Origin of the sequence: Novosphingobium sediminicola (assembly GCF_014196525.1) — a bacterium.
GTDB classification, from domain to species: Bacteria; Pseudomonadota; Alphaproteobacteria; order Sphingomonadales; family Sphingomonadaceae; genus Novosphingobium; species Novosphingobium sediminicola.
Map to the genome: position 1 here is coordinate 232,673 of NZ_JACIDX010000003.1, position 21,597 is coordinate 254,269.

Here is a 21,597-nt window from a genome sequence, read left to right on the forward strand (position 1 = left end):
GGGGCCACGATGGCTTTGCGCGCGCCTTCTTCCGGGCGGCGCGGTCCATCGTGAGGCCATGCGGGTTTGTGCTGCTTAACCCTGTCCGTCCTCTCGCTGAAACGCAGGCTAAGGCCGCGCGCCTGTCATCAAGCTGTCATGCCGGGGCTAGGCAGGGGGCGTGTTTTGCGTATTTTGGGGGCATAGTCGGTGATGTCATGGCGGTTGATGCCATGGGCCTATGCCGGTGTCGGGGAATGGAGGGAACATTGCGCATTTTGATCGTGGAGGATGATCCGCGTCTGGCGCGCGGCATGGCCGCCTCGCTGGAGGCCGCCAGTTTTGCCGTCGATGTCGCGCATAATGGCGAGGACGCCGCCGCCTTTGCCGCCGCCGATCCGTTCAACGCGATCATCCTCGATCTGGGCCTGCCCGATGGCGATGGGCTGGAATTGCTGCGGATGCTGCGCCGCCGGGGTGACACCACGCCGATCATGATCGTGACCGCGCGCGATGCGGTGGACGACCGGGTGGCGGGGCTGGATTATGGCGCGGATGATTACATGGCCAAGCCGTTCCACCCGCGCGAGCTGGAATCGCGGGTGCGCGCGCTGGTGCGGCGCAGCATCGGCAGCCCCGACCCGGTGCTGCGCGTGGGGGCGCTGACGCTGGACCGCTCGACGCGGCGGGTCGCGCTGGCCGATGCGCCGGTCGATCTGCGCCGCCGCGAGATGGCCGTGCTGGAAACGCTGATGGGGCGGCCCGGCAAGGTCGTGCCCAAGGACCGCATGGCCGCCGAGGTCTTTGCCCTGTCCGAGGCGGTCGCGCCCAATGCGCTGGAGGTCTATGTGGGCCGCCTGCGCCGCAAGTTGTCTCCGGGCGGGCCGACGATCCATACGGTGCGCGGGCTGGGCTATATGATTGATGCCCATTAAGACGCGGTTTCTGCCCAAATCGCTGCGGGGCTATCTGACGGTTGTCGTCATGGTGCCGCTGGTGGTGCTGGTGTCGATCTTTGCCACGATCACCTGCTGGATGATCGATTCCTCGATGAACGATACGTCCGACCGGATTCTGGTCGGCTCGACCCGTTTGATCAGCCGGGCGGTCAATTATGACCCGATCCTTCAGGAAAGGCTGCTGCCGCTGGCCGTCGGCCTGCTCCAGCGCCGTTCCGCGCCGGTCACGCATTACAGCATCTATGATGGCGACCGTCTGATTGCGGGCCGCGCCGATCTGCGCCCGCCGCCTGATTATTCGGCCGACGGGCGGCTGACCGGCCCGCTCCATCCCGGCGCAAGGTTCACGCTCACCTCGCGCGATCCGGTGATGGTGCGCGGCTATGTCGATCCGCGCGATGCGCAAGGCGTGGTTCAGCCCGCCTATCTGCACAATGGCATGTTGAACGGGCGCCCGGTGCGCATCGCCACGGAAATGCGCCGTCTGACGGACAATGGCCATCTGGTGGCGGTGCAGGTGGCCGATTTCCTTGAAAATCGGGAAATTTCCACCCGCGCCTCTTTCCAGCGCGTGGTCAGCGCCAGTGTGCTGGTCACGCTGATCGCGCTGCTGCTGTTCTATTCGGCGCTGGCCTGGGGGCTGATCCCCTTCGCCACGCTGACCGAGCGGATCGCCGCCAGCGTGCGCGACCCGCTGCATTTTCAGCGCCTGCCCGATGGCGATGGCCCGCGTGAGGCGCAGATGATTGCGCGCGCCTATAACGCCCTGATGGTGCGGGCCGAAAGGGCGGTCGGTTCGCTGCGCCAGTTCACCTCAAACGCCTCGCACCAATTGCGCACGCCGCTGGCGGTGCTGCGGGTGCATCTCGATGTGCTGGAAACCTATGGCGCGCAAAGCCCGCAGGGGCAGATGGCGCTGGATGACATTGCCCATTCGGTCGATACGCTCGAACGCTTGCTGCAGCAATTGCTCGCGCTGGCCCGGCTGGATGAGCAGGTCGGATGCAGCGCCGGGCAGTTCGATCCCGCGCTGGTGGCCACCGATGTGATCGCTGCGCGCCTGCCCGCGCTGCAGCGCGCCGATGTGGACATCAGCTTTGAGGAAAGCGGCCATGGCCTTGCCTCGGGCGAGGCGGCGCTGGCGGCCGAGATGGTGGGCAATCTGCTCGACAATGCGGTGGCCTATAACCGGCCGGGCGGCAAGGTGGTGGTGCGCGTGCTGTGTCGCAAGACTTCGGTGCGGGTGGAGATCGAGGATGACGGTCCCGGCATTCCCCCCGCCGAGCGCGACAAGGTGTGGGAGCGTTTTTACCGCATGGCCGCCAATGCCAACAGCAGCGGCAGCGGGCTGGGCCTGCCCATCGTGCGCGCGCTGGCCGACCGGATGGGGGCCAGGGTTGCGCTGGATGAAGGGGCAGGCGGCCGGGGCACGCGGGCGGTGATCGATTTTGGCCCCGCCGCGCTGGATGCCTTTCCGTGACAGGGTGCTGACAGGCAGGCTGTTTCACACTGGTCTTTCTCATGGCAACGCTTAACCCATCTTCGCCCCAATCGCCTTTGCGCTGGTCACGGCCTTTGCCGCATTGGCCCTTGCTGGCCGGGCTGGTGATCGGCACGCTGGCGGGGGCGCTGGTGCATGTAGTGCCGGTGGACCGGGCGGTGCTGGATTTCGTGCTGGTCAATCTGGCCCGCCCGATTGAACAATTGTTTCTTCAGGTGCTGTTCCTGCTGATCCTGCCCATGGTGTTTTCCGCGATTGTCACGGGCCTTGCGCGGCTGCGCGGGCGGGCAATGGTGCGCGATCTGCTGCTGCGCCTGTTTGCCGCGATGGTGGGCATGACGGTGGTTTCGGCGGTGATCGGTATGGCGATGGCCAATCTGTTTCGCCCCGGCGAAGGCATGGCCATCGACCTGCACCAGAACCCTGGCGCAGGCGCGCGGGCGGCGGACGAGGGCAGCCTGCTTGACATGTTGCTGGCGCGGCCGATGATGGCGCTGGTGGTGATGTCGGTGCTGGTCGGCTTTGCCATCAGCCGCAGCCGAAACCGCAACATTCGCCATTTGGTGATGACCACGGAGGGCCTGTTCGAGGTGGGGATGTCGATTGTCACGCTGGTGGCGCATTTTGCGCCGGTGGCGGTGCTTTGCGTGATGTTTGATATGACGGCGGTGTTCGGCTGGACGCTGCTGGTGCATCTTTCAGGCTATTTCAGCGTGGTGGTGGCTGCGCTCTGCCTGCATCTGCTGGTGGTTTCGGTGGGGCTGGCGTGGATGGGGGGCGATATCAGCCCGGCCCGGTTCCTGCGCTCGCTCCGCTCGGTGATGGTGATTGCCTTTACCACCTCCTCGTCCTTTTCCACCCTGCCCGCAGCGCTCCATGCCGCAGAGCAGGATCTGGGCCTGCCCGCACGGGTGGCGCGGCCCACGCTGGGGCTGGGATGCGTGGCCAATCAGGGCGGCACGATCATCTATACCACGGTGACGGTGATCTTTCTGGCCCAGTGTTTCGGGATGGAATTGAGCGTCTGGCAGCAGTTCATGGTGTTTGGCCTCTCGATCCTGGCGGGGCTGGGCACGATGGGCGTGCCCGCAGGCAGCCTGCCGCTGACCACGATGCTGCTGGCGCTGCTGCATGTGCCCAATGAGGGGATTGGCCTGATTATCGGCATCGACCGGTTGATGGACATGTGCCGCACGGTGCCCAATGTGGTGGGCGATCTGGCCGTGGCGGCGGCGCTGCGCCACAGCGGCGAGGAGGGGGCGTAAGTTCTGCCTTGTGAAATGCTCGCGCTTGTGGAAACGCGGGGCAGGTTTTGCATAAGGCGTGGAAATTATGGCGATGAATGACCGGCCCCGACTGGCCATGCTGGGCGGCGGGCCGGGGTCCTTTATCGGGGGCATCCACCATCTGGGCGCGCGGATCGCCGGGATTGACCTTGTGGCGGGCGTGTTCAGTTCGGACCCCGAAAAATCGGCCCGCGCTGCGCATGATTATGGCGTTGCCTCTGACCGCTGCTATGCCGATACGCGCGCGATGTTCGCCGCCGAGGCCGCGCGCGAGGACGGCATCACCATGGTGGCCATCGCCACGCCCAACAATTTGCACCTGCCCGCCGCGCTGATGGCGATTGAGGCGGGGGTGCATATTTTCTCGGACAAGCCCGCGACCGCCACGCTCGCCCAGGCGCTGAACTTGCGCGATGCGCTGGCGCGGGGGCGCAGCGCCTATGGCCTGAGCTTTACCTACAGCGCCTATCCGATGGTGCGCGAGGCGCGGGCGCGAATTGCGGCGGGCCAGATCGGCACGGTGCGCAAGGTGCTGGTGAATTATGCGCAGGGCGTGATGGCGGGGCCATCGGCGGGCTGGCGCACCGATCCGGGCATGAGCGGGGCGGGCGGATGCATCGCCGATCTTGGCACCCATGCTTTCCATCTGGCCGAATTCGTCACCGGGCAAGAGGTGGCCGAACTGCTGGCCGATCTGGGCAGCCATGAGGGGCGGGCGCTGGATGATGATGATGCGGTGCTGCTGCGCTTTGCCGGGGGCGCGCGGGGGATGATCCACGCCTCGCAGATCGCCTTTGGCCAGCGCAATGCGATCAGTTTTCAGGTCTATGGCGACCGTGGCGCGCTGCATTGGGATTTTGCAGCCGCCGATCAGTTGCGGCTGGTGCGCGGGGGTGAGGTAATCCTGCTGGGCCCGACCAGCGCGGATCTGCTGGTGCGCGTGCCGGGAATGCGGGGGATCGGCGATGGGCTGATCGCGCCCTTTGCCACGCTTTATCGCGAATTTGTGGCGGTTTGCGGCGGTGGGAAGCAGTGCAGCCTGCCCGGCATTGCGGAGGGTGTGCGCAGCATGGCTTTTGTCGAACGCGCGGTGGAAAGCAGCGCGCAGGGCGGGCGCTGGCTGGCCATACATTAACCGAGGGAGGCAGCATGTTTCACCACGTCTTTTTCTGGCTGCACAACCCTGCGGATCGCGATGCGCTGATCGCCGGGCTGGAGAGCCTGCGCGCCATTCCCCAGATCCGCGCGCTGCATATAGGCATCCCCGCCGCGACCGAGCAGCGCGATGTGGTCGAGAGCGGTTTTGCCGTGTCCGAGTTGATGCAGTTCGACAGTCTGGCCGATCAGAAAGCCTATCAGGACCACCCGCTCCACCTGCGTTTTGTCGAGCAATGCGGGCATTTGTGGTCGCGCGTGGTGGTCTATGATGTCGAGCCGATCTGATCCAGCCGGTAATAGAGCTGGGCGCGGGTGATGCCCAGCAGGCGGGCGGCGCGGGCCTTGTTGCCCCCGCTGCGCGCCAGCGCTTCTTCGATCATCCGCCTTTCGCTGCGCCCCAGATCGAGGTCATCACCGCCTGAGGCCTTTTGCCCGTTTTCCACGCGCCCCCCGGCGCGGACGCGGAAGGGCAGGGGGCCAAGCGCCTCGCCCCCGCCAAAAATATGGTGCAGGCGCAAAGGCTCGCCGTCGCGCGCCATGATGACGCCGCGCTCAATGACATTTTCCAGCTCGCGAATATTGCCCGGCCAGCCATAGCCCAGCATCGCGGCCACCGCATCGCCTTCAAATCCGGTGACGGCCTTGCCATAGCGGGTGCTGTAGCGTTCGAGGAAATATTCCATCAGCAAGGGCAGATCGGCCCGCCTTTCGCGCAAGGGCGGGATGCGGATGGGAAAGACGTTGAGGCGATAGAACAGGTCGGCGCGAAAGGTCCCGGCCTCGACCGCGGCGCGCAGATCGACATTGGTGGCCGCTACCAGCCGCACATTGGCCCGGTGCATCCGCACCCCGCCCACGCGCTCGAACTCGCCCTCCTGAATGGCGCGCAGCAGCTTGCCCTGCGCGGCGAGGGACAGGGTGGCGATTTCGTCGAGGAACAATGTGCCGCCCTCGGCGCGTTCAAAGCGGCCTGCGCGGGCGGCATGGGCGCCGGTAAAGGCCCCCTTTTCCACCCCGAACAATTCGGCCTCCAGCAGGCTTTCCGGGATCGCCGCGCAATTGACCGCGACAAAGGGCTTGTCCGACCGCCGCCCCATCGCGTGCAGGTTGCGCGCGAAAATCTCCTTGCCCACCCCGCTTTCGCCAAGGAACAGCACCACCGCATCGGTATCGGCCACATGATGGAGCATGTCGAAGGCCACGTTAAACCCCGCCGAGGCGCCCACGATCCGTTGCTCGCCCCCGCCCTGCGCTGATGCCCTCGCGATCTGGTTGATCGCCTCGCCGCGCATGAAGCGCAGGTCCTCCTCGCCCTCGTCCCATTCTTCGGCGGGGCGGCCCTGAACGCGGCAATGGGGGTGGCCCATGGCGATGCATTCCACCTCGCGGAACAGGATCGGGCGGCCAAGGAACACGCTGGCATAGCCGCTGGCGTAGCCAGCCAGCGACCAGCCCGCAGGATAGGCCCCGCGCCCGGCGGTTTCCAGGTGCGCCCCGCATTCCGATGATCCATGCCACAGATATTCGGCTGAAAATTCACCTCGCTCGACATCGAATTCGACATGCAGCGCTTCGGAGCGGACCATGCCTTCGAGCATGTGGAGTTCAGGGCCGACGGCGAACATCTCATCGATGGTGGCATGGGGGCGCAGACGGGCGGCGCTCTCCGCGTCCAGCGCGCCCGAGTGATAGCCCTGTCGGGTAAAGATCGCGCGGGCCTGCTCCAGCCCCAGCGCATCGATCACCTCGCGCCGCAACAACGCAAAGGCGCGGGCGTGGAGCATCATCATCCGCTTGCCCGCCAGCCAGATGTGGCCCTGCGCCGGGTCGAAATGGAGATGGGAGAAGAGATCCTGAGGCATGGGGCGGGCCTTTGGTGGGAGAGATGTGTAGAATATTCGACATATCCGAAAAAGGGAATGTATGAAATTCTTCATATTTTCGGCAGGCGTTCCAAGGCGGCCTGACGGAGGTTGAAAAGACAATCGACGTAAAAACAAACAGCTATCAAAATTCTGCCCGCCCTTTCCGCGATTGGCACAGGCTTTGCGGAGATCCGGTCAGGCCGCGCGACAGCGGCCGCGACAAGGGAGAGAGCCATCATGCCGGACCATTACGCGCACCCTTGTTGCAACCGGCCCCCGAGGCTGCATCAAGGAGACATCCCACCTATGGACCCTGCCTTTTCCCACCTGACGCGGCGGACCTTCCTGTCCGCCAGCGCGCTGGCGACGCTGGCCACTGCCGTTCCGGCCGCCGCCGCCGGATGGGCCCGCATCGCCCCGATCGCGCTGGCCAGCCATGCCGGGGCGCTGCCCGCAGGCTGGAGCGGGCAGGCTATCCTGCTCAAGGGCTCCTATCTGGCCCGCCTGTCCCAGATCCGTGCGGCCATCGCCCGTCATGGCGCCGTCCATCTGACGCCCTTTCTGGATGCCGACGATGCGGTGCTGCTCGACATTGCCCGCCATGACGCGGTGGGCGCCCCTCTTTCCGGACAGGAGTGACCGGCTATGAAATTTCGTCCTATTGCCCTTGCCGCTCTGCTGACGCTGGGCGCTGCTCCTGCCGTTCATGCCTCGCCCACGGGCGTCTGGCGCGGTTCGAATGAAGCGTGGGAAAAGGTCTGTTCGCGCTGCCACCTTTCGGGCGTCGGCCCGGAGCTGCGCGGGCGCCAATTGCCGCCCGAATATATCAAGCAGGTGGTGCGCCACGGCTTTCTGGCCATGCCCGCCTTTCCCCATGGCGCGATTGACGATGCCACGCTCGACGGGGTCGCGCTCTACGTCTCAAAATCGCGCCTGAACGCGCCCGCCAAGCCCGCCCCGGCCAAAAAGCTCTGAAAATTCTGGGAGAACCTGCCATGACCGCTCAAAAAGCCGCTCCTGCGCCCGCCGCCCCCGCCATCCTGCCCCCCGGTGTCAGCGCCAGTGATTTCGCCGGGGCGATCCGCGAATTCATCGAGATTCTCGGCGCGGAAAATGTGCTGACCGATGCCGACCATCTGGCCCCCTATACCAAGGTGATGGTTGCCGAGAGCGAGGATCTGCATCGCCCCGCCGCCGTCATCATGGCCCGCACCGTCGAACAGGTGCAAAAGATCATGGCCGTGTGCAACCGCGTGCGCGTGCCGATCTGGCCGATTTCGACCGGGCGCAATTTCGGCTATGGCTCGGCAGCGCCGCAAAGCGCTGGGCAGGTCATCCTCGACCTGCGCCATATGAACCGCATCATCGAGGTCGATCCGGTGATGTGCACCGCGCTGGTCGAACCGGGCGTGACCTATCAGCAGCTCAAGGACTATCTGGTCGAGAATAACATTCCGCTCTGGCTGTCCTGTCCGGCGCCTTCGGCCATTGCCGGACCTTTGGGCAATACGGTGGACCGGGGCGTGGGCTACACTCCCTATGGCGAGCATTTCATGATGCAATGCGGGATGGAGGTCGTGCTGGCCGATGGGCAGGTGCTGCGCACCGGCATGGGCGGCGTGCAAAACACCAACGCCTGGCAAGTATTCAAATGGGGCTACGGGCCTTATCTCGACGGCATTTTTACCCAGTCGAACTATGGCGTCGTTACCAAGATGGGCATGTGGCTGATGCCCCAGCCGCCGGTCTACAAGCCCTTCTCGATCCGCTATGAGAAGGATGAGGACATCCACGATATCGTGGAAACCTTGCGCCCGCTGCGCATCGCGGGCGTCATCCCCAATGCGATGGTTTTCGCCAATGTGATGTGGGAAGCGGCCGCCATCATGCCGCGCAGCAAATATTACCAAGGCACCGGCACCACGCCCGACCATGTGCTGGAGGAAATCAAGGCCAAGGAAGGCATCGGCGCATGGAACGTCTATGCCGCGCTCTATGGCACCAAGGAGCAGGTCGAGGTCAACTGGAACATCATCACCGGCGCGATCAAGGCCAGCGGCAAGGGCCGGATCATCACCGAGGAGGAAGCGGGCGAGACCGAACCCTTCAAGTACCGCGCCAAGCTGATGCGCGGCGACATGACGCTTCAGGAATTCGGCCTCTATCGCTGGCGCGGCGGCGGCGGCTCGATGTGGTTTGCCCCCGTCACCGTGGCCAAGGGTTCGGAAACCAGGGACCAGACCGAGCTGGCCAAGAAGATCCTTGGCGAATTCGGGCTGGATTATGTGGCCGAATATATCGTCGGCATGCGCGATATGCATCACATCATCGACGTCTTGTTCGACCGTTCCAACCCCGATGAAATGGAGCGCGCCCATGCCTGCTTCGCCAAGCTGCTGAGCGAATTCGGCAAGCGCGGCTATGCGGTCTATCGCGTCAACACCGCCTTTATGGACCAGACCGCCGACCTCTATGGCCCGGTCAAACGCCATGTCGATCAGGCTCTGAAGCGCGCGCTGGACCCCAATGGCATCATCGCGCCGGGCAAATCGGGCATCCGTATCTGATTGGAATAATTGCATGACACACCAGTTTTTCCGGGCCGCCTTCGCGGCGGCCCTGCTTTTTGGCGCGCCTGTGCTGGGCGCAAATGCGGCGCAGGCGGCCGGAGATCCGGCGCGCGGCAAGGCCGCGTTTCAGGCCCAATGCGCAATCTGTCACGCCACGGTTCCGGGCAAGACTCTGGTCGGCCCCAGCCTTGCGGGCGTGGCCGGGCGCGCGGCTGGCAAGGGGGCGAGCTTTGCCTATTCCCCCGCGCTGGCCAAGGCCGGGTTCAAATGGGACGCCGCTCACCTCGACCTCTGGCTGACCGCGCCTGCCAAATTGGTGCCGGGCAATCGAATGCCTTATGCAGGCATGGCCAATGCGGCCCAGCGCGGCGATGTCGTGGCTTATCTGGGCACGCTGAAATGAGCGCCCCGCTCGATGTCGCCCTGCTGATCGGGGGCGAGGACAGGGCGGCGAGCGACGGCGCCACGTTCGAGCGTCATGGCCCCTTGGGCGATGGCGTGGCCAGTCGCGCGGCGGCGGCCACGGTGGCGGACGCGGATGCCGCCGCTGCTGCGGCAGGCGCGGCTTTGCCCGCATGGGCGGCGCTGGGGCCGAATGTCCGCCGCCGCCTGCTGCTGGACGCTGCCGATGCGATGGAGGCGCGCGCCGCTGACTTCATCGCCTGCATGGCGGCGGAGACCGGGGCCTCGGCGGGCTGGGCGGGGTTCAACGTCCATCTGGGCGCGGGCCTGCTGCGCGAGGCCGCCGCGCTGACCACGCAGGTCAAGGGCGAGACGATCCCCTCGGACCGACCCGGTTGCTATGCGATGACGGTGCGCCGCCCTGCCGGGGTGGTGCTGGGCATTGCGCCGTGGAATGCGCCGGTGATCCTGGGCGTGCGCGCCATCGCCACGCCGCTGGCCTGCGGCAATACGGTGGTACTCAAAGCCTCCGAACAATGCCCGGCCACCCATCGCCTGATCGGAGCGGTGTTGCGCGATGCGGGTTTTCCGGCGGGCGTGGTCAATGTCATCACCAATGCGCCCAAGGATGCAGGCGCGGTGGTCGCCGCGCTGGTGCAACACCCGGCGGTGCGGCGGATCAACTTTACCGGATCGACTCATGTGGGCCGGATCATCGCCACGCTGGCGGCGCAGGAGTTGAAGCCCTGCCTGCTCGAACTGGGCGGCAAGGCGCCGATGGTGGTGCTGGGCGATGCCGATCTGGATGCGGCGGTCGCAGCGGCCGGTTTCGGCGCCTATATGAACAGCGGCCAGATCTGCATGTCTACCGAGCGGATCATCCTTGAGCAGCCGATTGCCGACGCCTTTGTCGCGCGTTTCCGTGAACGTGTGGCGGACCTTGTCGCGGGCGATCCGCGACGCGAAAACGCCCCGCTCGGCTCGGTGGTGGATGGGGCCACTGCCGATCGCATCCGCCATCTGGTGGCCGATGCGGTGGACAAGGGCGCGGTTGCCTATGGCGACTGGCAGCTCCCCGGCACGCTGATGCCCGCGATCCTGCTCGACGGCGTGACGTCCGACATGCGGATCTATGCCGAGGAGAGCTTTGGCCCGGTCACCACGATCCTGCGCGCCGGTGATGAGGAGGAGGCGGTGCGGATCGCCAATGACACCGAATATGGCCTGACCTCGGCGGTGTTCAGCCAGAATATCGCGCGGGCCCTGCGCGTGGCCGACAGGATTGAGGCGGGGATGGTGCATATCAACGGTGCCACCGTCCATGACGAGGCCCAGATGCCTTTCGGCGGCACCAAATCCTCTGGCTATGGCCGCTTTGGCGGCGAGGCGGGGATTGCCGAATTCACCGAGCTGAAATGGGTGACCATCGACACGCAGACGCCGCATTGGCCGATCTAAGTTACTGGCCGGGCTAGACAAAACTCGCCCGGCCATTTTCATAAAAACAGGGAGATATGAGGATGTTGCGCAAGTTTACTCTGTTGTGCTGCGCGCTGTTTGCAGCCGCTCCGGCCTATGCGACCGAAAGCGGCGGCGGGGTCTATCCGCTGGGCGCCGAAGGGGCGCTGGGCGGGGCCTTGCCGCCGCCGGGGGTCTATTATCTGGGCTATCTCCAGAATTACGAGGCCAACCGTTTCAACGACGGCAAGGGCGAGAAGGGCTTGCTCCCCGATTTCCACGTCGACGCGCAGGCCGCCGTCACCCGCCTTGTCTGGGTGACAGATCGCAAGGTTTTGGGCGCGGATTTCGCCATGCATATGGTCGCCCCGCTGGTGGCCGCGCAGGTCCGCGTGGGCAGCGCTCAGGGCCAGCAGACCGGCTTTACCGATGTCACCATCGACCCCTTCATTCTGGGCTGGCACTGGAAGAACGGGCTGCATGTCATCACCGGGATCGACGTGAATGTGCCCATCGGCCGCTATGACCGCACCAATCCGGCCACGGTCAGCCGCCATTACTGGAATGTCGAACCGATCATTGCGCTGGCCTATACCGGGCGCAAGGGGCTGCAGGTGGATGTCAAAACCATGTTCGACATCAATTTCACCAATCCCGATGCCCAGATCAACGGGCTGAACCCCACCGGCGCGCGCTATCGTTCGGGCAATGAGTTTCACCTCGAATATGCCGTAACGCAGGCGATCACGCCGCGCGCCAGCCTTGGCGTTTCGGGCTATTATTATGTTCAGACCTCCTCCGACCGAGTGAATGATGCCTCGGCGCAGAGGGTGCTGGATGCTCTGGGCGGCTTTAAGGGCGAGGCGGTGGCCGCCGGGCCGACGCTGCGCGTGGGGCTGGGCAAGGCGCAATTGATCGGCACATGGCAGCATGAATTTTCCGCCCGTTATCGCCCGCAGGGCGACAAGCTCTGGCTCAAGCTGATCCTGCCTGTGGGGCACTAAAGGCTCGTCGGTTCTTGGCCCCTTGCCAGCGGGCCGGGGGCAAGGCACTTGTCGGCCATGGCAAGCTTGTCCCCAACCCAGCAATTATCGGCCCTGGCGCGCAGAGAGTGGGCCGAACTCTCGCGCGTCAATTCCAGCCCGCGCCCGTGGCAGATGCCCTTTATGGCGGGCGTGACCTCGGCGGCGCCGGTGGCGCTGGGCCTGTGGCTGGGTGCCTTTTCGCAAGGGTTGATGGCGGCATTGGGGACGATGGTGTTCGTCTATCTCACCAATGCCGGGATGGAGCGCCGCCTGCTGACGCTGATGGCGATGAGCTTTGCCATCACCGCCTGTTTTGCCCTCGGCCTGATCGCGGCGCTGGTGCATTTCGCGCCGGTGCCGGTGGTTATGGTGACGGGCGCGCTGGTTTCGATGGGGTGCCGCTATCTGCGTCAGGGGCCGCCCGCTGCGATGTTTCCGGTGATGGCTTGCGCCATCGCGCTGTTTTCGCATGTGTCTTGGGATCAGATCCCTGCGCGGGTGGGCATCCTGTTTTTGGGCGCGATGTTCGCCGCCGCGATGGGTTTTTTCTACAGCCTCTATATCCTGCGCCTGCGCCCGCCGGAGCCGGAAAGGCCCGCGCCGCCGCTGTGTTTCGAGATATTGGTGTTTGAACCGGTGATGATCGGCCTTGCCGCAGGTCTGGCGCTGGCCGCCGCGCAGGCGCTGGGGCTGGACAAGCCCTTCTGGGCCCCGGTCAGCGCGATTGCCGTGATCCAGTCGGCCAGTATGCGGATGATGTGGACCAAACAGATGCACCGCATCATCGGCACCGGTCTTGGCGTGGCGCTGGCATGGGGCATCCTCAGCCTTGAATTGTCGCATGGCTGGCTGGCGGTGATGATCGGCGTGCTGACCTTTGTGATCGAGGTGGCGGTGGTGCGCCATTACGGCTTTGCCACGATTTTCATCACGCCGCTGGCCATCCTGCTGGGGCAGGCGCAGGCCAGCGTGGCCGCCTCGCCCGGCGCGATCACGCTGGCGCGGCTGGAGGATACGGTGGTGGGCTGTTTCGTCGCGGTGGCGGTGGGTTTGGTGATGCATTCGCCGCAGGTGCGGGTATTGGCGGCGGGGCGGCGCGCGCGTGGCTGACCGGCTGACCGGCATCGAGGTCTTTGTCCGCGCGATCCGGCGGGGCAGCCTGTCGGCCGCCGCGCGCGAGATGAACATGTCCGGCGCGATGGCGGCCAAACATCTGGCCCAGCTTGAGGAAAGGCTGGGCGCGACATTGGTCCACCGCACCACGCGCCGCCTGTCCTTGACCGAGGCGGGGGCGCAATTTCTCGAACGCGCCGAACGCATTATCGCCGACCTGAGCGAAGCCGAGAGCGAGGTTTCGGCCCATTCCATCGCCATCGAGGGCCTGCTGCGGGTCAGCGCGCCAGTGTCTTTCGGGGTGCTGCATCTCTCGGGACTGGTGGCTGAATTTCATCAGCGCCATCCCAAGGTGACCATCGAGCTGGGCCTGAACGACCGTTTCGTCGATCTGCTGGAGGAGCGCTGGGACGTGGCGATCCGCATCGGGCGGCTGGCCGACGGCACTCTGGTGGCGCGCAAATTGGTGAGCGAGACTTTCACGCTTTGCGCTTCGCCCGCCTATCTGGCCGCGCATGGCGCGCCGCAAAGGGTTGAGGATCTGTCGGTCCATCAATGCCTTGGCTATACGCTGGCGCCGCTGGTGGGGGTGCGCGAATGGGCCTTTGGCCCCCATGGCGCGATCCGCGTGCCGATCAACGCGCCCTTTATCGCAAACAATGGCGAGGCGCTGGTGCGCGCGGCCTGTGCGGGGCAGGGCATTGTTTATGCGCCGCGCTTCATGACTGCTGGGGCGATTGCGGCGGGGCGATTGGTGGAAATCGACGTGGGTGTGCCGCTACTGGATCTGGGGGCGATCTATGCTGTTACCCATGCCACGCGGCGGCCTGCGGCGCGCACGCGGGCGTGGATCGACTTTCTGGCCGAGCGATTGCCCGCCATCGCGCGCCATTGGTGACGGCGCTGTCGTCTTGTGTTCATATTGCCGGGGCAAAGAGGCGCCCTTGGCCCGTCTGACAGGATTTTGCGCATGAATACCCCCAACCCGGCCCAGATCGCCGCGCTCTTCGATGTCGACCTGATTGGTCTGATCACCAGCTTCATCTGCCTGCTGACCGCCTTTGTACTGGGCACGCTGATCGGGCTGGAGCGGCAATGGCGACAGCGCACGGCGGGATTGCGGACCAATGTGCTGGTGGCGGTGGGGGCGGCGGCCTTTGCCGATCTGGGCCTGCGCGTGGCGGGCGTCGATGGCGGGGTCCGGGTGATTTCCTATGTCGTGTCGGGCATCGGCTTTCTGGGCGCGGGGGTCATCATGAAGGAAGGCACCCATGTGCGCGGCCTTAACACCGCCGCTACGCTGTGGGCCAGCGCGGCGGTGGGCAGTTTTGCCGGGGCGCGCAAACCGGCCGAGGCGGTGCTGGTGGCGGGTTTCGTGCTTGCGGGCAACACGCTGCTGCGCCCGCTGGTCGATGCGGTCAATCGCCGCCCGATGGACCCGGAGGAAACCGAGGCGCTCTATCGCGTCCATGTGGTTTGCCCGTCGGGCGGGGTGTCGCAGGCGCGTGACCTGTTGTTCGAGGAACTGGAAACCCACCATTACCCGATCCGCGACATAGAAACGCTGGCCGATAGTGAGGCCCATGTCGAACTGGCCGCGATATTGGTGCCTTCTACGGCCAATCCGGTCGATCTGGACGCGATCACCGCCCATATCGCCCGCCACGAAGGCATTATCAGCGCAACATGGACCGTCAGCGCCACCAACTGATATGGCCTTTGGCGGCGGGGCGGCCTAGGATGCGCCCATGCCCTTTGCTCTCCCGACGCGCAGCCGCCTTGCCATCGCCCAGACCATCCGCGTTATGGCCGCCTGTCTGGTCACCTATTGGCTGACCGGGCTGATGGGGGTCAAGCAGGGGTATTGGGCGATCTTTACCGTGCTGATCGTCATGCAGGGCTCGCTGGGGGCCACGGCCACGGCGGCCTTTGATCGATTGATCGCAACGATTGCCGGGGCGGTGATGGGCGGGGCGGTGGTGATGGTCACGCCGCGCGATCCTGTGGCGGTGGGGGCCTCGTTGATTGCCGTTTCGGGCGTGCTGACCTTTGCCGCCGTGCGCCAGCCCCGGCTGCGCGGGGCGGCGCTGACCTCGGCTATCGTGCTGCTGACCCGCTCGCCCGATATTCCGGTCGGGGTCTTTGTCGTGGACCGGATTGTCGAGATCACGCTGGGCGGGGCGATTGGCGTGATGGCAAGCCGGTTCATCCTGCCCGTGCGGTCGCGCGGGGCGATGATTGCCCGTTTTTGCGAGATCCTGAACACGATGGCGCAATTGCTGAATGCGCAGGCCGATGCGCTGGCGCGGGGCGAGGCGCTGGCGTCGGCGGAGGCCAATATCGCCTTGCGCCAATCGCTGGTGGCGACCGAGGCGGTCTTGAATGACGCTCGGCGCGAAAGGGCTATGGGGCTGGTGCGCGAGGATGTGTCCGATGCCATCCCGCGCACGCTCTGGCGCATCCGCAACGGCATTGCCCAGATCGGCCAGATTCTGGGCACGCCTTTTCCGCCGATCGCGCTGACGATTGTCGGCCCGGCGGTGGAGGCGATGCTGCGCGCCCATGCGCAATCGGCGCAGGATGCGGCGGCGGCTCTGTCGGATGGCGGGGCGCTGGCGCAAAATTCCGAGGCTGCCGAGGCCTTCGAGCGGGCCTTTGTCACCCTGCAGCATTCCGACGAGGCGCGCGCGATCCCCTTTGACGCGATGGGGCGGGTTTTCGGCATGGCCTTCACCCTGCGGCGGATGCAGCAGGATTTCCACGATCTGGGCGAGCGGATCGCGGAATGTCGCTAGGATTGCCAACTCTTGGTTGAAGATTATTCAAGGAAATAGGCAATTATCGCCTTGGGGTAAGGGGCGTAGAAGCAGGCCATCCCTTCTTCTCGGAGCCGTCCCCCATGAAACTGTTTGTCCTTTCCGCCGCTCTCGCGCTGCCCATCGCAGCCCATGCCCAGACCGCCCCGGTTCAGGGCGGCACCTATAAGGTGGAATCGCATCACACGCTGGCCCAGTTTTCGGTCAACCACTTTGGCTTCAACGATTTCTTCGGCGTGATCCCTGATGCCACCGGCACGCTGGTGCTCAACCCCGCGCAGGGCCTGGCGGGCACTTCGCTCGATGTCTCGTTGCCCGTCGACCGGATTTCGACCACCAATGCCGTGCTGGACGGCGAGCTGAAGAGCGCCGACTGGCTGGACGCGGCGAAATTCCCCACCATCCGCTTCGTCTCGCAAAAGGTTGAGCAGACCGGCCCCCGTACCGCGCGCATCACCGGCACGGTGACGCTTCATGGCGTGACCAAGCCCATGGTGCTGAACGCCACGCTGGGCGGTTCGGGCGTCAATCCGATGACCAAGGCCTATACGGTCGGCTTTAGCGCCACCGGCACGATCAAACGTTCGGATTTCGGCGTGACCAAATATGTCCCCTATGTGGGCGACGATCTGGCGATCTCGATCACCGCCGCCTTTGAAAAGGCCAACTGATATGAGCGCCCGCTACTCGGCTGTAGCTATGATTCTGCACTGGCTGGTGGCGGGCTTCTTGCTGGCCAATCTGGCGCTGGGCTGGTGGATGAAGCGCCTGATCGGGCTGGACCAGTTCGAGGCGTTTCAATTGCACAAATCCATCGGCATGAGCGTGCTGACGCTTTCCATCCTGCGGCTGCTCTGGCGCGTGACACACCGCGCGCCAGCCCTGCCCGAAACGATGAATGCGTTGGAACGCTTTGCCGCCCATGCCACCCACCTGTTCTTCTATGGCATGATGATCCTGATGCCGCTCACCGGCTGGGCGCTGGTTTCGGTCAGCCCGTTCAACATCCCCACGCTGTTGTGGCACACGATTCCGCTGCCCCATATCGCCATGTTGCATGATCTGGCCGCCCCGGCGCGGGCCACGGCGGGCAAGCTGTCGGGCGGGGCGTATATGGCGATGGCGTTTGGCGGGGCGGCGCTGATCGCCCTGCATGTGGCCGCCGCATTGAAGCACCAATTCATTAACCGCGATGGCGTGCTGGGGCGGATGGTGCCGTTCCTGTCGGCCACACCGCGCTGAGTTTTCCGGAGTATCCCCCCATGCGTTATGCTTTCCTGCTGGCGGCGCTGGTTGCCAGCCCTGCTCTGGCCGCGCCTGCGCCCTCGTGGAGCGTCAACAAGGCCAAGTCGCGCCTCGCCTTTGTCGCTTCGATGAACGGTCAGGCGATCAATGGCGCCTTCCGTAGGTTCGATGCGCGCATCCAGTTCGACCCTGCCAATCTGGCCGGGGCCAGCGTTGTAGCCACCATCGACACGGGTTCCGCCTTCACCGGCGAGGCCTCGCGCGATCAATCGCTGCCCACGGCCGACTGGTTCAACATCAAGGCCTTTCCGCAGGCCGAGTTCAAGGCCAGCCAGTTCAAATCGGTCGGCCCGGGCCGCTATATCGCGCAGGGCAATCTGACCATTCGCGGCATCAGTCGCCCGGTCGCGCTGCCCTTTCAACTGGCGATCAAGGACAGGCTGGCCGTGATGCGCGGCAGCCTGTCCATCGACCGCCGCGCCTTTGGCGTGGGGCAGGGGCAATTTGCCGGGACAGAAGCGGTTGCCGCCAATGTCCGGGTTGATATTGCTATCGAAGCGACACGCTGAAAGGAACATAGCCCATGCTGGTCGAAGGCAAATGGAGCGCCAATTGGCAGCCGGTGCAGGCCACCGATGAAAAGGGCGGTTTCGTCCGTCAGATTTCCGGCTTTCGCCACTGGGTCACGCCCGATGGCGCAACTGGTTTCAAGGCCGAGGCGGGGCGCTATCACCTCTATGTCGCGTTGATCTGTCCATGGGCTTCGCGCACGCTGATCGCGCGGGAATTGAAAGGTTTGCGCGATGTCGTCTCGGTATCGGTGGTCGAACCGGCGCTGACCGATGAAGGCTGGCGCTTTGGCGATTATCCCGGCGCTGGCCCTGATCCGCTGCATGGCGCGACCTATATGCATCAGGTCTACACGCGCGCCGATCCGGTTTACACCGGGCGCGCCACCGTGCCGGTGCTGTGGGACAAGGCCAGCGATACGATGGTCAGCAACGAATCCGCCGACATCCTGCGCATGTTCAACAGCGGCTTTGGCGATCTGGCCTCGGATGCCTACGATCTCTATCCGGCGGCCCTGCGCGAAGAGATCGACGCTCTGAACGAGCAGATCTATCCCGCGCTCAACAATGGCGTCTATCGCGCCGGTTTCGCCACCACGCATCTTGCCTATGAAGAAGCCTATCGCGATGTGTTCGCCATGCTGGATGAGCTGGAAGCAAGGCTGGCGGCGGGCGGACCTTTCCTGTTTGGCGAGACTCTGACCGAGACGGACATTCGCCTTTTCGTCACGCTGGTGCGCTTTGATGCGGCCTATCACGGTCTGTTCAAATGTAACCTGCGGCGTCTGGCCGAATATGCGGGCTTGAGCGCCTATACCGCGCGCATTCTGGCCATTCCCGGTGTGCGCGACACGGTCAGCATAGACCATATCAAGCAGGGCTATTACTCGATTCGGTCGCTCAACCCCAATGGCATCGTGCCGGTGGGGCCGGATTTGAGCGCGCTGGGCCTATAAGGCTATGGCCCCCCGCGCCACGCCACGCGGGGGGCCATACGCATCATAGCGCAATAGACAGCCGCGCGTAATAATAGCCACCATTGATGCCAAAGGGCGAAAGCGTGTTGGGCGCGTTCAGCACTGTCCCGCCATTAATCAGCGTGCCCCCGCTGGTGGCCGTGACGGTGCCCGGGATCAGCGGCACCAGCGGCGGCTTGCGGTTGAACAGATTGTTCGCGCCGATCGCCACGTCGATCGCGCTGGACAGCTTATAGCCGACTTCCAGATCGGTGATGACGCTGGGCGCGATGCGCGATGTGTACCATGTCGCGCCGCTGTTGGGCGAAACGCGGGCGCTGACCGGGCCATAGAGCGTTTCGCGCAGATTGACCGTCAACTTGCCGCTGGTCAGTAAGCCGCCCAGCCCGACCTTATAGGGCGCGGCCGCCGTTTCCAGATTGCTCACCGCCCCCTCGTTCAGCAGCGTGCTGCCCAGACGATTGCGGGTTAGTTTGGTGTCATTGACGCTGCCCGCCAGCGAGAGGTCGAGTTTGCCGATGGCGGTGGATAGCGGATAGGTTACCGAAAATTCCGCGCCCAGCGTGCGCGTGTCGGCGCCATTGGCAAACAGGCTGACGCCCGCATAGGTGGCCGCCGGGTCCAGCACATTGCCATGCGCGGCCACCGCGTCCAGCACCGCCTGACTGACAATGGTGGTGCCGCTCTTGCCCAGAATCGTGCCCGTGGCCACGATGCGGTTGCGGATCCATGTGGCATAGGCGTCCGCCGTGATGGTCAGGCGCGGGATGGGATGGGCGACGAAACCGCCCGAAATGCCGGTCGAACGCTCAGGCTTGAGGTTTTGAAAGCCCAGCAATTTGGCTGCGTCGGAATTGGCGGGCAGTTGGACCACAGCGCTGGTGGGCGAAACGCTGGTGGCCGAATAATATTGCTCGCCAAGGTTGGGTGCGCGAAAACCGGTGTTGACCGTGCCGCGCAGGGCAAAGCCGGGGCTGAAATCGTAGCGGCTGTTGGCGCGGAAGCTGAAGGCATTGCCGAAGTCGGAATAATGCTCGAACCGGCCCGCCAGATTGACCTGCCATGCCGCCACGGGCTTGGCCGAAATGTCGCCATAGAGCGAGAAGGCGCGGCGCGAATGGCGGCCCGCATCGGTGGGCTGGAAACCGGGATAGGCCTGCGGGCCTTCCTTATAGATCGAGGGGCCGTCACCCTGCACGATGCCATAGGTTTCGCGCCGAAATTCCGCGCCTGCGGCCAGATGCAGCGGCTCGGCAAAGCCCACCTCGACCGGATAGGTCAGGTCCAGATTGTTGGTCCACTGGCTGGAGGAAAACTGGCCGTCATAGAAATTGCGCGGCGTGTATCCGGTGTCGGCATAGAGGCCGGCATTGGCCGAATTGAGCGTCCAGACGTCGATCTGATCCTTGCCATAGGTGCTGGAAAGATCCCACGTCCCCTTGCCCAGTGCGCCCTTGAGGCCGACCGTTCCGGCGTAATCCTGTTCGTGGATGCCGATCAGGGGCACAAAGCCGCCGGGATAGAGATAGGAGCCGTCGCTTTTCAGGATGCGGTTGGGCAATCGGTAGTTCTGCTGGGAATTGGCCACGCGGCGGCTGAAGCTGCCATTGGCATAGGCCTGAACCGCGCCGAAATCATAGCCCGCATTGGCAAAGGCGGTCGTCAGATAGTTCTGCGCATCGCCAAGGATCGGGTTAAGATTGGGCGATCCGGCAATATTGCCCCATGACGAAGGAACGCCCGAGAGCAGGCTGCCGTCGACATTGCCCACGCGCCGGTCCGCGCCGCCCTGCTGGCTGTATCCGCGATAGCGATGCTGCACGGTTAGGTTGAGAAAGCCTTGCTCGCCCAGCTTCGTGCCCAGATTGGCGCTTTGCGCGTTGGATGATCCGCCGCCCTGATAATAGGCGCCGCCCGTCGCGCTGGCGTTAAAGCCGTGGTCGGCGTCTTTCAGGATGATGTTGATGACGCCGGCAATCGCGTCCGATCCATATTGCGCCGCCGCGCCATCGGTCAGGATCTCGATCCGAGCGATGGCCGAGGGCGGGATCAGGTCGATGTCAGGCGCTGCGCCGCCCTGAAACGCGCCGCCCGAAACCTGAAAGCTGGCGGTGTTGTGGCGGCGTTTGCCGTTGACAAGCACCAGCGTATGGTTGGGCGAAAGCCCGCGCAGCCGCGCCGAAAGCGTCAGATTGGCCACGTCCCCGCCAAATTGCTGCGCGGCAAAGCTGGGCGCGATTTGGGTCAGGGCCTGATTGAGGTTGGGCTGGCCCACGCGGGTCAGCGTGCCGGAATCGATCAGCGAGATGGGCGCGGCGCTGTCAGCGGCGCGGATGCCGGTCTGGCGGGTGCCGGTGACGATGATCGCCTCGCCCGTATTATCGCCCGTGCTGTCATTGTCCGGCGCGGCCTTCGCGCTCTGGGCCGTGGCGGCCAGAACCAGAGCCGAGGCGGCGGACAGGAAATTCCCCAATCGTTTCATTATTTCCCCCTGTAAGGACGAGGCGCATGTTTGCGCGGAACGGCTTCCTGCCCGTCGCAGGAAAACTCTATTGATTGGATAGGGATTGAAGGATTGCGCGGGCAAATGAGTTTTGCGCGCGCGAAATTGGCGGCGCTCAACGGTTTTGCATTTCTGATTTCAAAGGGGCGGGGCGGACAAATTTCGCTTGGG

General features: G+C 64.7%; 21 protein-coding genes. 19 read left to right on the forward strand and 2 right to left on the reverse strand.

The window, feature by feature from the left end; all coding sequences use genetic code 11:
* Window positions 1-248: 248 nt before the first annotated feature.
* The 5 genes from GGR38_RS05200 (at window position 249) to GGR38_RS05220 (ending at window position 5,168) form a co-directional block, all read left to right on the forward strand.
* A complete protein-coding gene (locus GGR38_RS05200; protein ID WP_183623375.1) occupies window positions 249-914 on the forward strand; it encodes a response regulator in 666 nt (221 codons plus the stop codon).
* Complete coding sequence (locus tag GGR38_RS05205) at window positions 904-2,418, forward strand: sensor histidine kinase (RefSeq protein ID WP_183623377.1); 1,515 nt, start codon at window positions 904-906, stop codon at window positions 2,416-2,418. The genes GGR38_RS05200 and GGR38_RS05205 overlap by 11 nt, the downstream gene beginning before the upstream one ends.
* Before the next feature lie 41 nt (window positions 2,419-2,459).
* Complete coding sequence (locus GGR38_RS05210) at window positions 2,460-3,704, forward strand: dicarboxylate/amino acid:cation symporter (RefSeq protein WP_183623379.1); 1,245 nt, start codon at window positions 2,460-2,462, stop codon at window positions 3,702-3,704.
* 67 nt (window positions 3,705-3,771) lie between these two features.
* Window positions 3,772-4,860 carry a Gfo/Idh/MocA family protein gene (locus GGR38_RS05215; RefSeq protein WP_183623381.1) on the forward strand — a complete coding sequence of 363 codons (1,089 nt, stop codon included), beginning with the start codon at window positions 3,772-3,774 and terminating at the stop codon, window positions 4,858-4,860.
* Window positions 4,861-4,874: 14 nt separating this feature from the next.
* Window positions 4,875-5,168: a Dabb family protein gene (locus tag GGR38_RS05220; RefSeq protein WP_183623383.1), complete on the forward strand. Its 294-nt coding sequence runs from the start codon at window positions 4,875-4,877 to the stop codon at window positions 5,166-5,168.
* On the opposite strand, the gene GGR38_RS05225 is transcribed toward GGR38_RS05220, so the two are convergent.
* On the reverse strand, window positions 5,147-6,745 hold the full coding sequence (locus tag GGR38_RS05225; protein WP_183623386.1) for a sigma-54-dependent Fis family transcriptional regulator: 1,599 nt from the start codon (window positions 6,743-6,745) through the stop codon (window positions 5,147-5,149). The two genes, GGR38_RS05220 and GGR38_RS05225, sit on opposite strands and share 22 nt — an antisense overlap.
* Before the next feature lie 309 nt (window positions 6,746-7,054).
* Here GGR38_RS05225 and GGR38_RS05230 point away from each other — a divergent pair, with 309 nt between their 5' ends.
* From GGR38_RS05230 to GGR38_RS05295, 14 genes are all read left to right on the forward strand, one after another.
* A complete protein-coding gene (locus GGR38_RS05230) occupies window positions 7,055-7,387 on the forward strand; it encodes a hypothetical protein (RefSeq protein ID WP_183623388.1) in 333 nt (110 codons plus the stop codon).
* Between the two features lie 6 nt (window positions 7,388-7,393).
* Window positions 7,394-7,723: a c-type cytochrome gene (locus GGR38_RS05235; protein ID WP_183623390.1), complete on the forward strand. Its 330-nt coding sequence runs from the start codon at window positions 7,394-7,396 to the stop codon at window positions 7,721-7,723.
* A 20-nt stretch (window positions 7,724-7,743) separates the two neighbouring features.
* Window positions 7,744-9,315: an FAD-binding oxidoreductase gene (locus GGR38_RS05240; RefSeq protein WP_183623392.1), complete on the forward strand. Its 1,572-nt coding sequence runs from the start codon at window positions 7,744-7,746 to the stop codon at window positions 9,313-9,315.
* Between the two features lie 13 nt (window positions 9,316-9,328).
* Window positions 9,329-9,721 (forward strand): c-type cytochrome, encoded by a 393-nt coding sequence (locus tag GGR38_RS05245; protein WP_183623394.1) that lies wholly within the window; start codon window positions 9,329-9,331, stop codon window positions 9,719-9,721.
* Window positions 9,718-11,178, forward strand: a complete 1,461-nt coding sequence (locus GGR38_RS05250) for an aldehyde dehydrogenase (RefSeq protein WP_183623396.1) — start codon at window positions 9,718-9,720, stop codon at window positions 11,176-11,178. The genes GGR38_RS05245 and GGR38_RS05250 overlap by 4 nt, the downstream gene beginning before the upstream one ends.
* 62 nt (window positions 11,179-11,240) lie before the next feature.
* A complete protein-coding gene (locus tag GGR38_RS05255) occupies window positions 11,241-12,182 on the forward strand; it encodes a SphA family protein (RefSeq protein WP_183623398.1) in 942 nt (313 codons plus the stop codon).
* A 57-nt stretch (window positions 12,183-12,239) separates the two neighbouring features.
* The gene (locus tag GGR38_RS05260; protein ID WP_183623400.1) at window positions 12,240-13,313 is read left to right on the forward strand and encodes an FUSC family protein; all 1,074 of its coding nucleotides are present in this window, start codon (window positions 12,240-12,242) and stop codon (window positions 13,311-13,313) included.
* Window positions 13,306-14,214, forward strand: coding sequence for a LysR substrate-binding domain-containing protein (locus GGR38_RS05265; protein ID WP_183623402.1), 909 nt, complete (start codon window positions 13,306-13,308; stop codon window positions 14,212-14,214). Before GGR38_RS05260 ends, GGR38_RS05265 begins: the two co-directional genes overlap by 8 nt.
* Before the next feature lie 72 nt (window positions 14,215-14,286).
* Window positions 14,287-15,027 (forward strand): MgtC/SapB family protein, encoded by a 741-nt coding sequence (locus tag GGR38_RS05270; RefSeq protein WP_183623404.1) that lies wholly within the window; start codon window positions 14,287-14,289, stop codon window positions 15,025-15,027.
* 37 nt (window positions 15,028-15,064) lie between these two features.
* Entirely contained in the window at window positions 15,065-16,111 is a 1,047-nt protein-coding gene (locus tag GGR38_RS05275; RefSeq protein ID WP_183623406.1) for an FUSC family protein, read from the forward strand.
* 104 nt (window positions 16,112-16,215) lie between these two features.
* The gene (locus tag GGR38_RS05280) at window positions 16,216-16,803 is read left to right on the forward strand and encodes a YceI family protein (protein WP_183623408.1); all 588 of its coding nucleotides are present in this window, start codon (window positions 16,216-16,218) and stop codon (window positions 16,801-16,803) included.
* A 1-nt stretch (window position 16,804) separates the two neighbouring features.
* The gene (locus GGR38_RS05285; protein ID WP_183623410.1) at window positions 16,805-17,374 is read left to right on the forward strand and encodes a cytochrome b; all 570 of its coding nucleotides are present in this window, start codon (window positions 16,805-16,807) and stop codon (window positions 17,372-17,374) included.
* A 20-nt stretch (window positions 17,375-17,394) separates the two neighbouring features.
* Window positions 17,395-17,946, forward strand: a complete 552-nt coding sequence (locus tag GGR38_RS05290; RefSeq protein ID WP_183623412.1) for a YceI family protein — start codon at window positions 17,395-17,397, stop codon at window positions 17,944-17,946.
* A gap of 14 nt (window positions 17,947-17,960) precedes the next feature.
* Complete coding sequence (locus GGR38_RS05295) at window positions 17,961-18,902, forward strand: glutathione S-transferase family protein (RefSeq protein ID WP_183623414.1); 942 nt, start codon at window positions 17,961-17,963, stop codon at window positions 18,900-18,902.
* 43 nt (window positions 18,903-18,945) lie between these two features.
* On the opposite strand, the gene GGR38_RS05300 is transcribed toward GGR38_RS05295, so the two are convergent.
* Window positions 18,946-21,405, reverse strand: coding sequence for a TonB-dependent receptor plug domain-containing protein (locus GGR38_RS05300; protein WP_183623416.1), 2,460 nt, complete (start codon window positions 21,403-21,405; stop codon window positions 18,946-18,948).
* Window positions 21,406-21,597: the final 192 nt, after the last annotated feature.

Bases quoted from the DNA above. Each gene is read 5' to 3' on its own strand.
- GGR38_RS05205 (WP_183623377.1), top strand. From the start codon at position 904: ATGCCCATTAAGACGCGGTTTCTGCCCAAATCGCTGCGGGGCTATCTG.
- GGR38_RS05210 (WP_183623379.1), top strand. From the start codon at position 2,460: ATGGCAACGCTTAACCCATCTTCGCCCCAATCGCCTTTGCGCTGGTCA.
- GGR38_RS05215 (WP_183623381.1), top strand. From the start codon at position 3,772: ATGGCGATGAATGACCGGCCCCGACTGGCCATGCTGGGCGGCGGGCCG.
- GGR38_RS05220 (WP_183623383.1), top strand. From the start codon at position 4,875: ATGTTTCACCACGTCTTTTTCTGGCTGCACAACCCTGCGGATCGCGAT.
- GGR38_RS05225 (WP_183623386.1), bottom strand. From the start codon at position 6,745: ATGCCTCAGGATCTCTTCTCCCATCTCCATTTCGACCCGGCGCAGGGC.
- GGR38_RS05230 (WP_183623388.1), top strand. From the start codon at position 7,055: ATGGACCCTGCCTTTTCCCACCTGACGCGGCGGACCTTCCTGTCCGCC.
- GGR38_RS05235 (WP_183623390.1), top strand. From the start codon at position 7,394: ATGAAATTTCGTCCTATTGCCCTTGCCGCTCTGCTGACGCTGGGCGCT.
- GGR38_RS05240 (WP_183623392.1), top strand. From the start codon at position 7,744: ATGACCGCTCAAAAAGCCGCTCCTGCGCCCGCCGCCCCCGCCATCCTG.
- GGR38_RS05245 (WP_183623394.1), top strand. From the start codon at position 9,329: ATGACACACCAGTTTTTCCGGGCCGCCTTCGCGGCGGCCCTGCTTTTT.
- GGR38_RS05250 (WP_183623396.1), top strand. From the start codon at position 9,718: ATGAGCGCCCCGCTCGATGTCGCCCTGCTGATCGGGGGCGAGGACAGG.
- GGR38_RS05255 (WP_183623398.1), top strand. From the start codon at position 11,241: ATGTTGCGCAAGTTTACTCTGTTGTGCTGCGCGCTGTTTGCAGCCGCT.
- GGR38_RS05260 (WP_183623400.1), top strand. From the start codon at position 12,240: ATGGCAAGCTTGTCCCCAACCCAGCAATTATCGGCCCTGGCGCGCAGA.
- GGR38_RS05270 (WP_183623404.1), top strand. From the start codon at position 14,287: ATGAATACCCCCAACCCGGCCCAGATCGCCGCGCTCTTCGATGTCGAC.
- GGR38_RS05275 (WP_183623406.1), top strand. From the start codon at position 15,065: ATGCCCTTTGCTCTCCCGACGCGCAGCCGCCTTGCCATCGCCCAGACC.
- GGR38_RS05280 (WP_183623408.1), top strand. From the start codon at position 16,216: ATGAAACTGTTTGTCCTTTCCGCCGCTCTCGCGCTGCCCATCGCAGCC.
- GGR38_RS05285 (WP_183623410.1), top strand. From the start codon at position 16,805: ATGAGCGCCCGCTACTCGGCTGTAGCTATGATTCTGCACTGGCTGGTG.
- GGR38_RS05290 (WP_183623412.1), top strand. From the start codon at position 17,395: ATGCGTTATGCTTTCCTGCTGGCGGCGCTGGTTGCCAGCCCTGCTCTG.
- GGR38_RS05295 (WP_183623414.1), top strand. From the start codon at position 17,961: ATGCTGGTCGAAGGCAAATGGAGCGCCAATTGGCAGCCGGTGCAGGCC.
- GGR38_RS05300 (WP_183623416.1), bottom strand. From the start codon at position 21,405: ATGAAACGATTGGGGAATTTCCTGTCCGCCGCCTCGGCTCTGGTTCTG.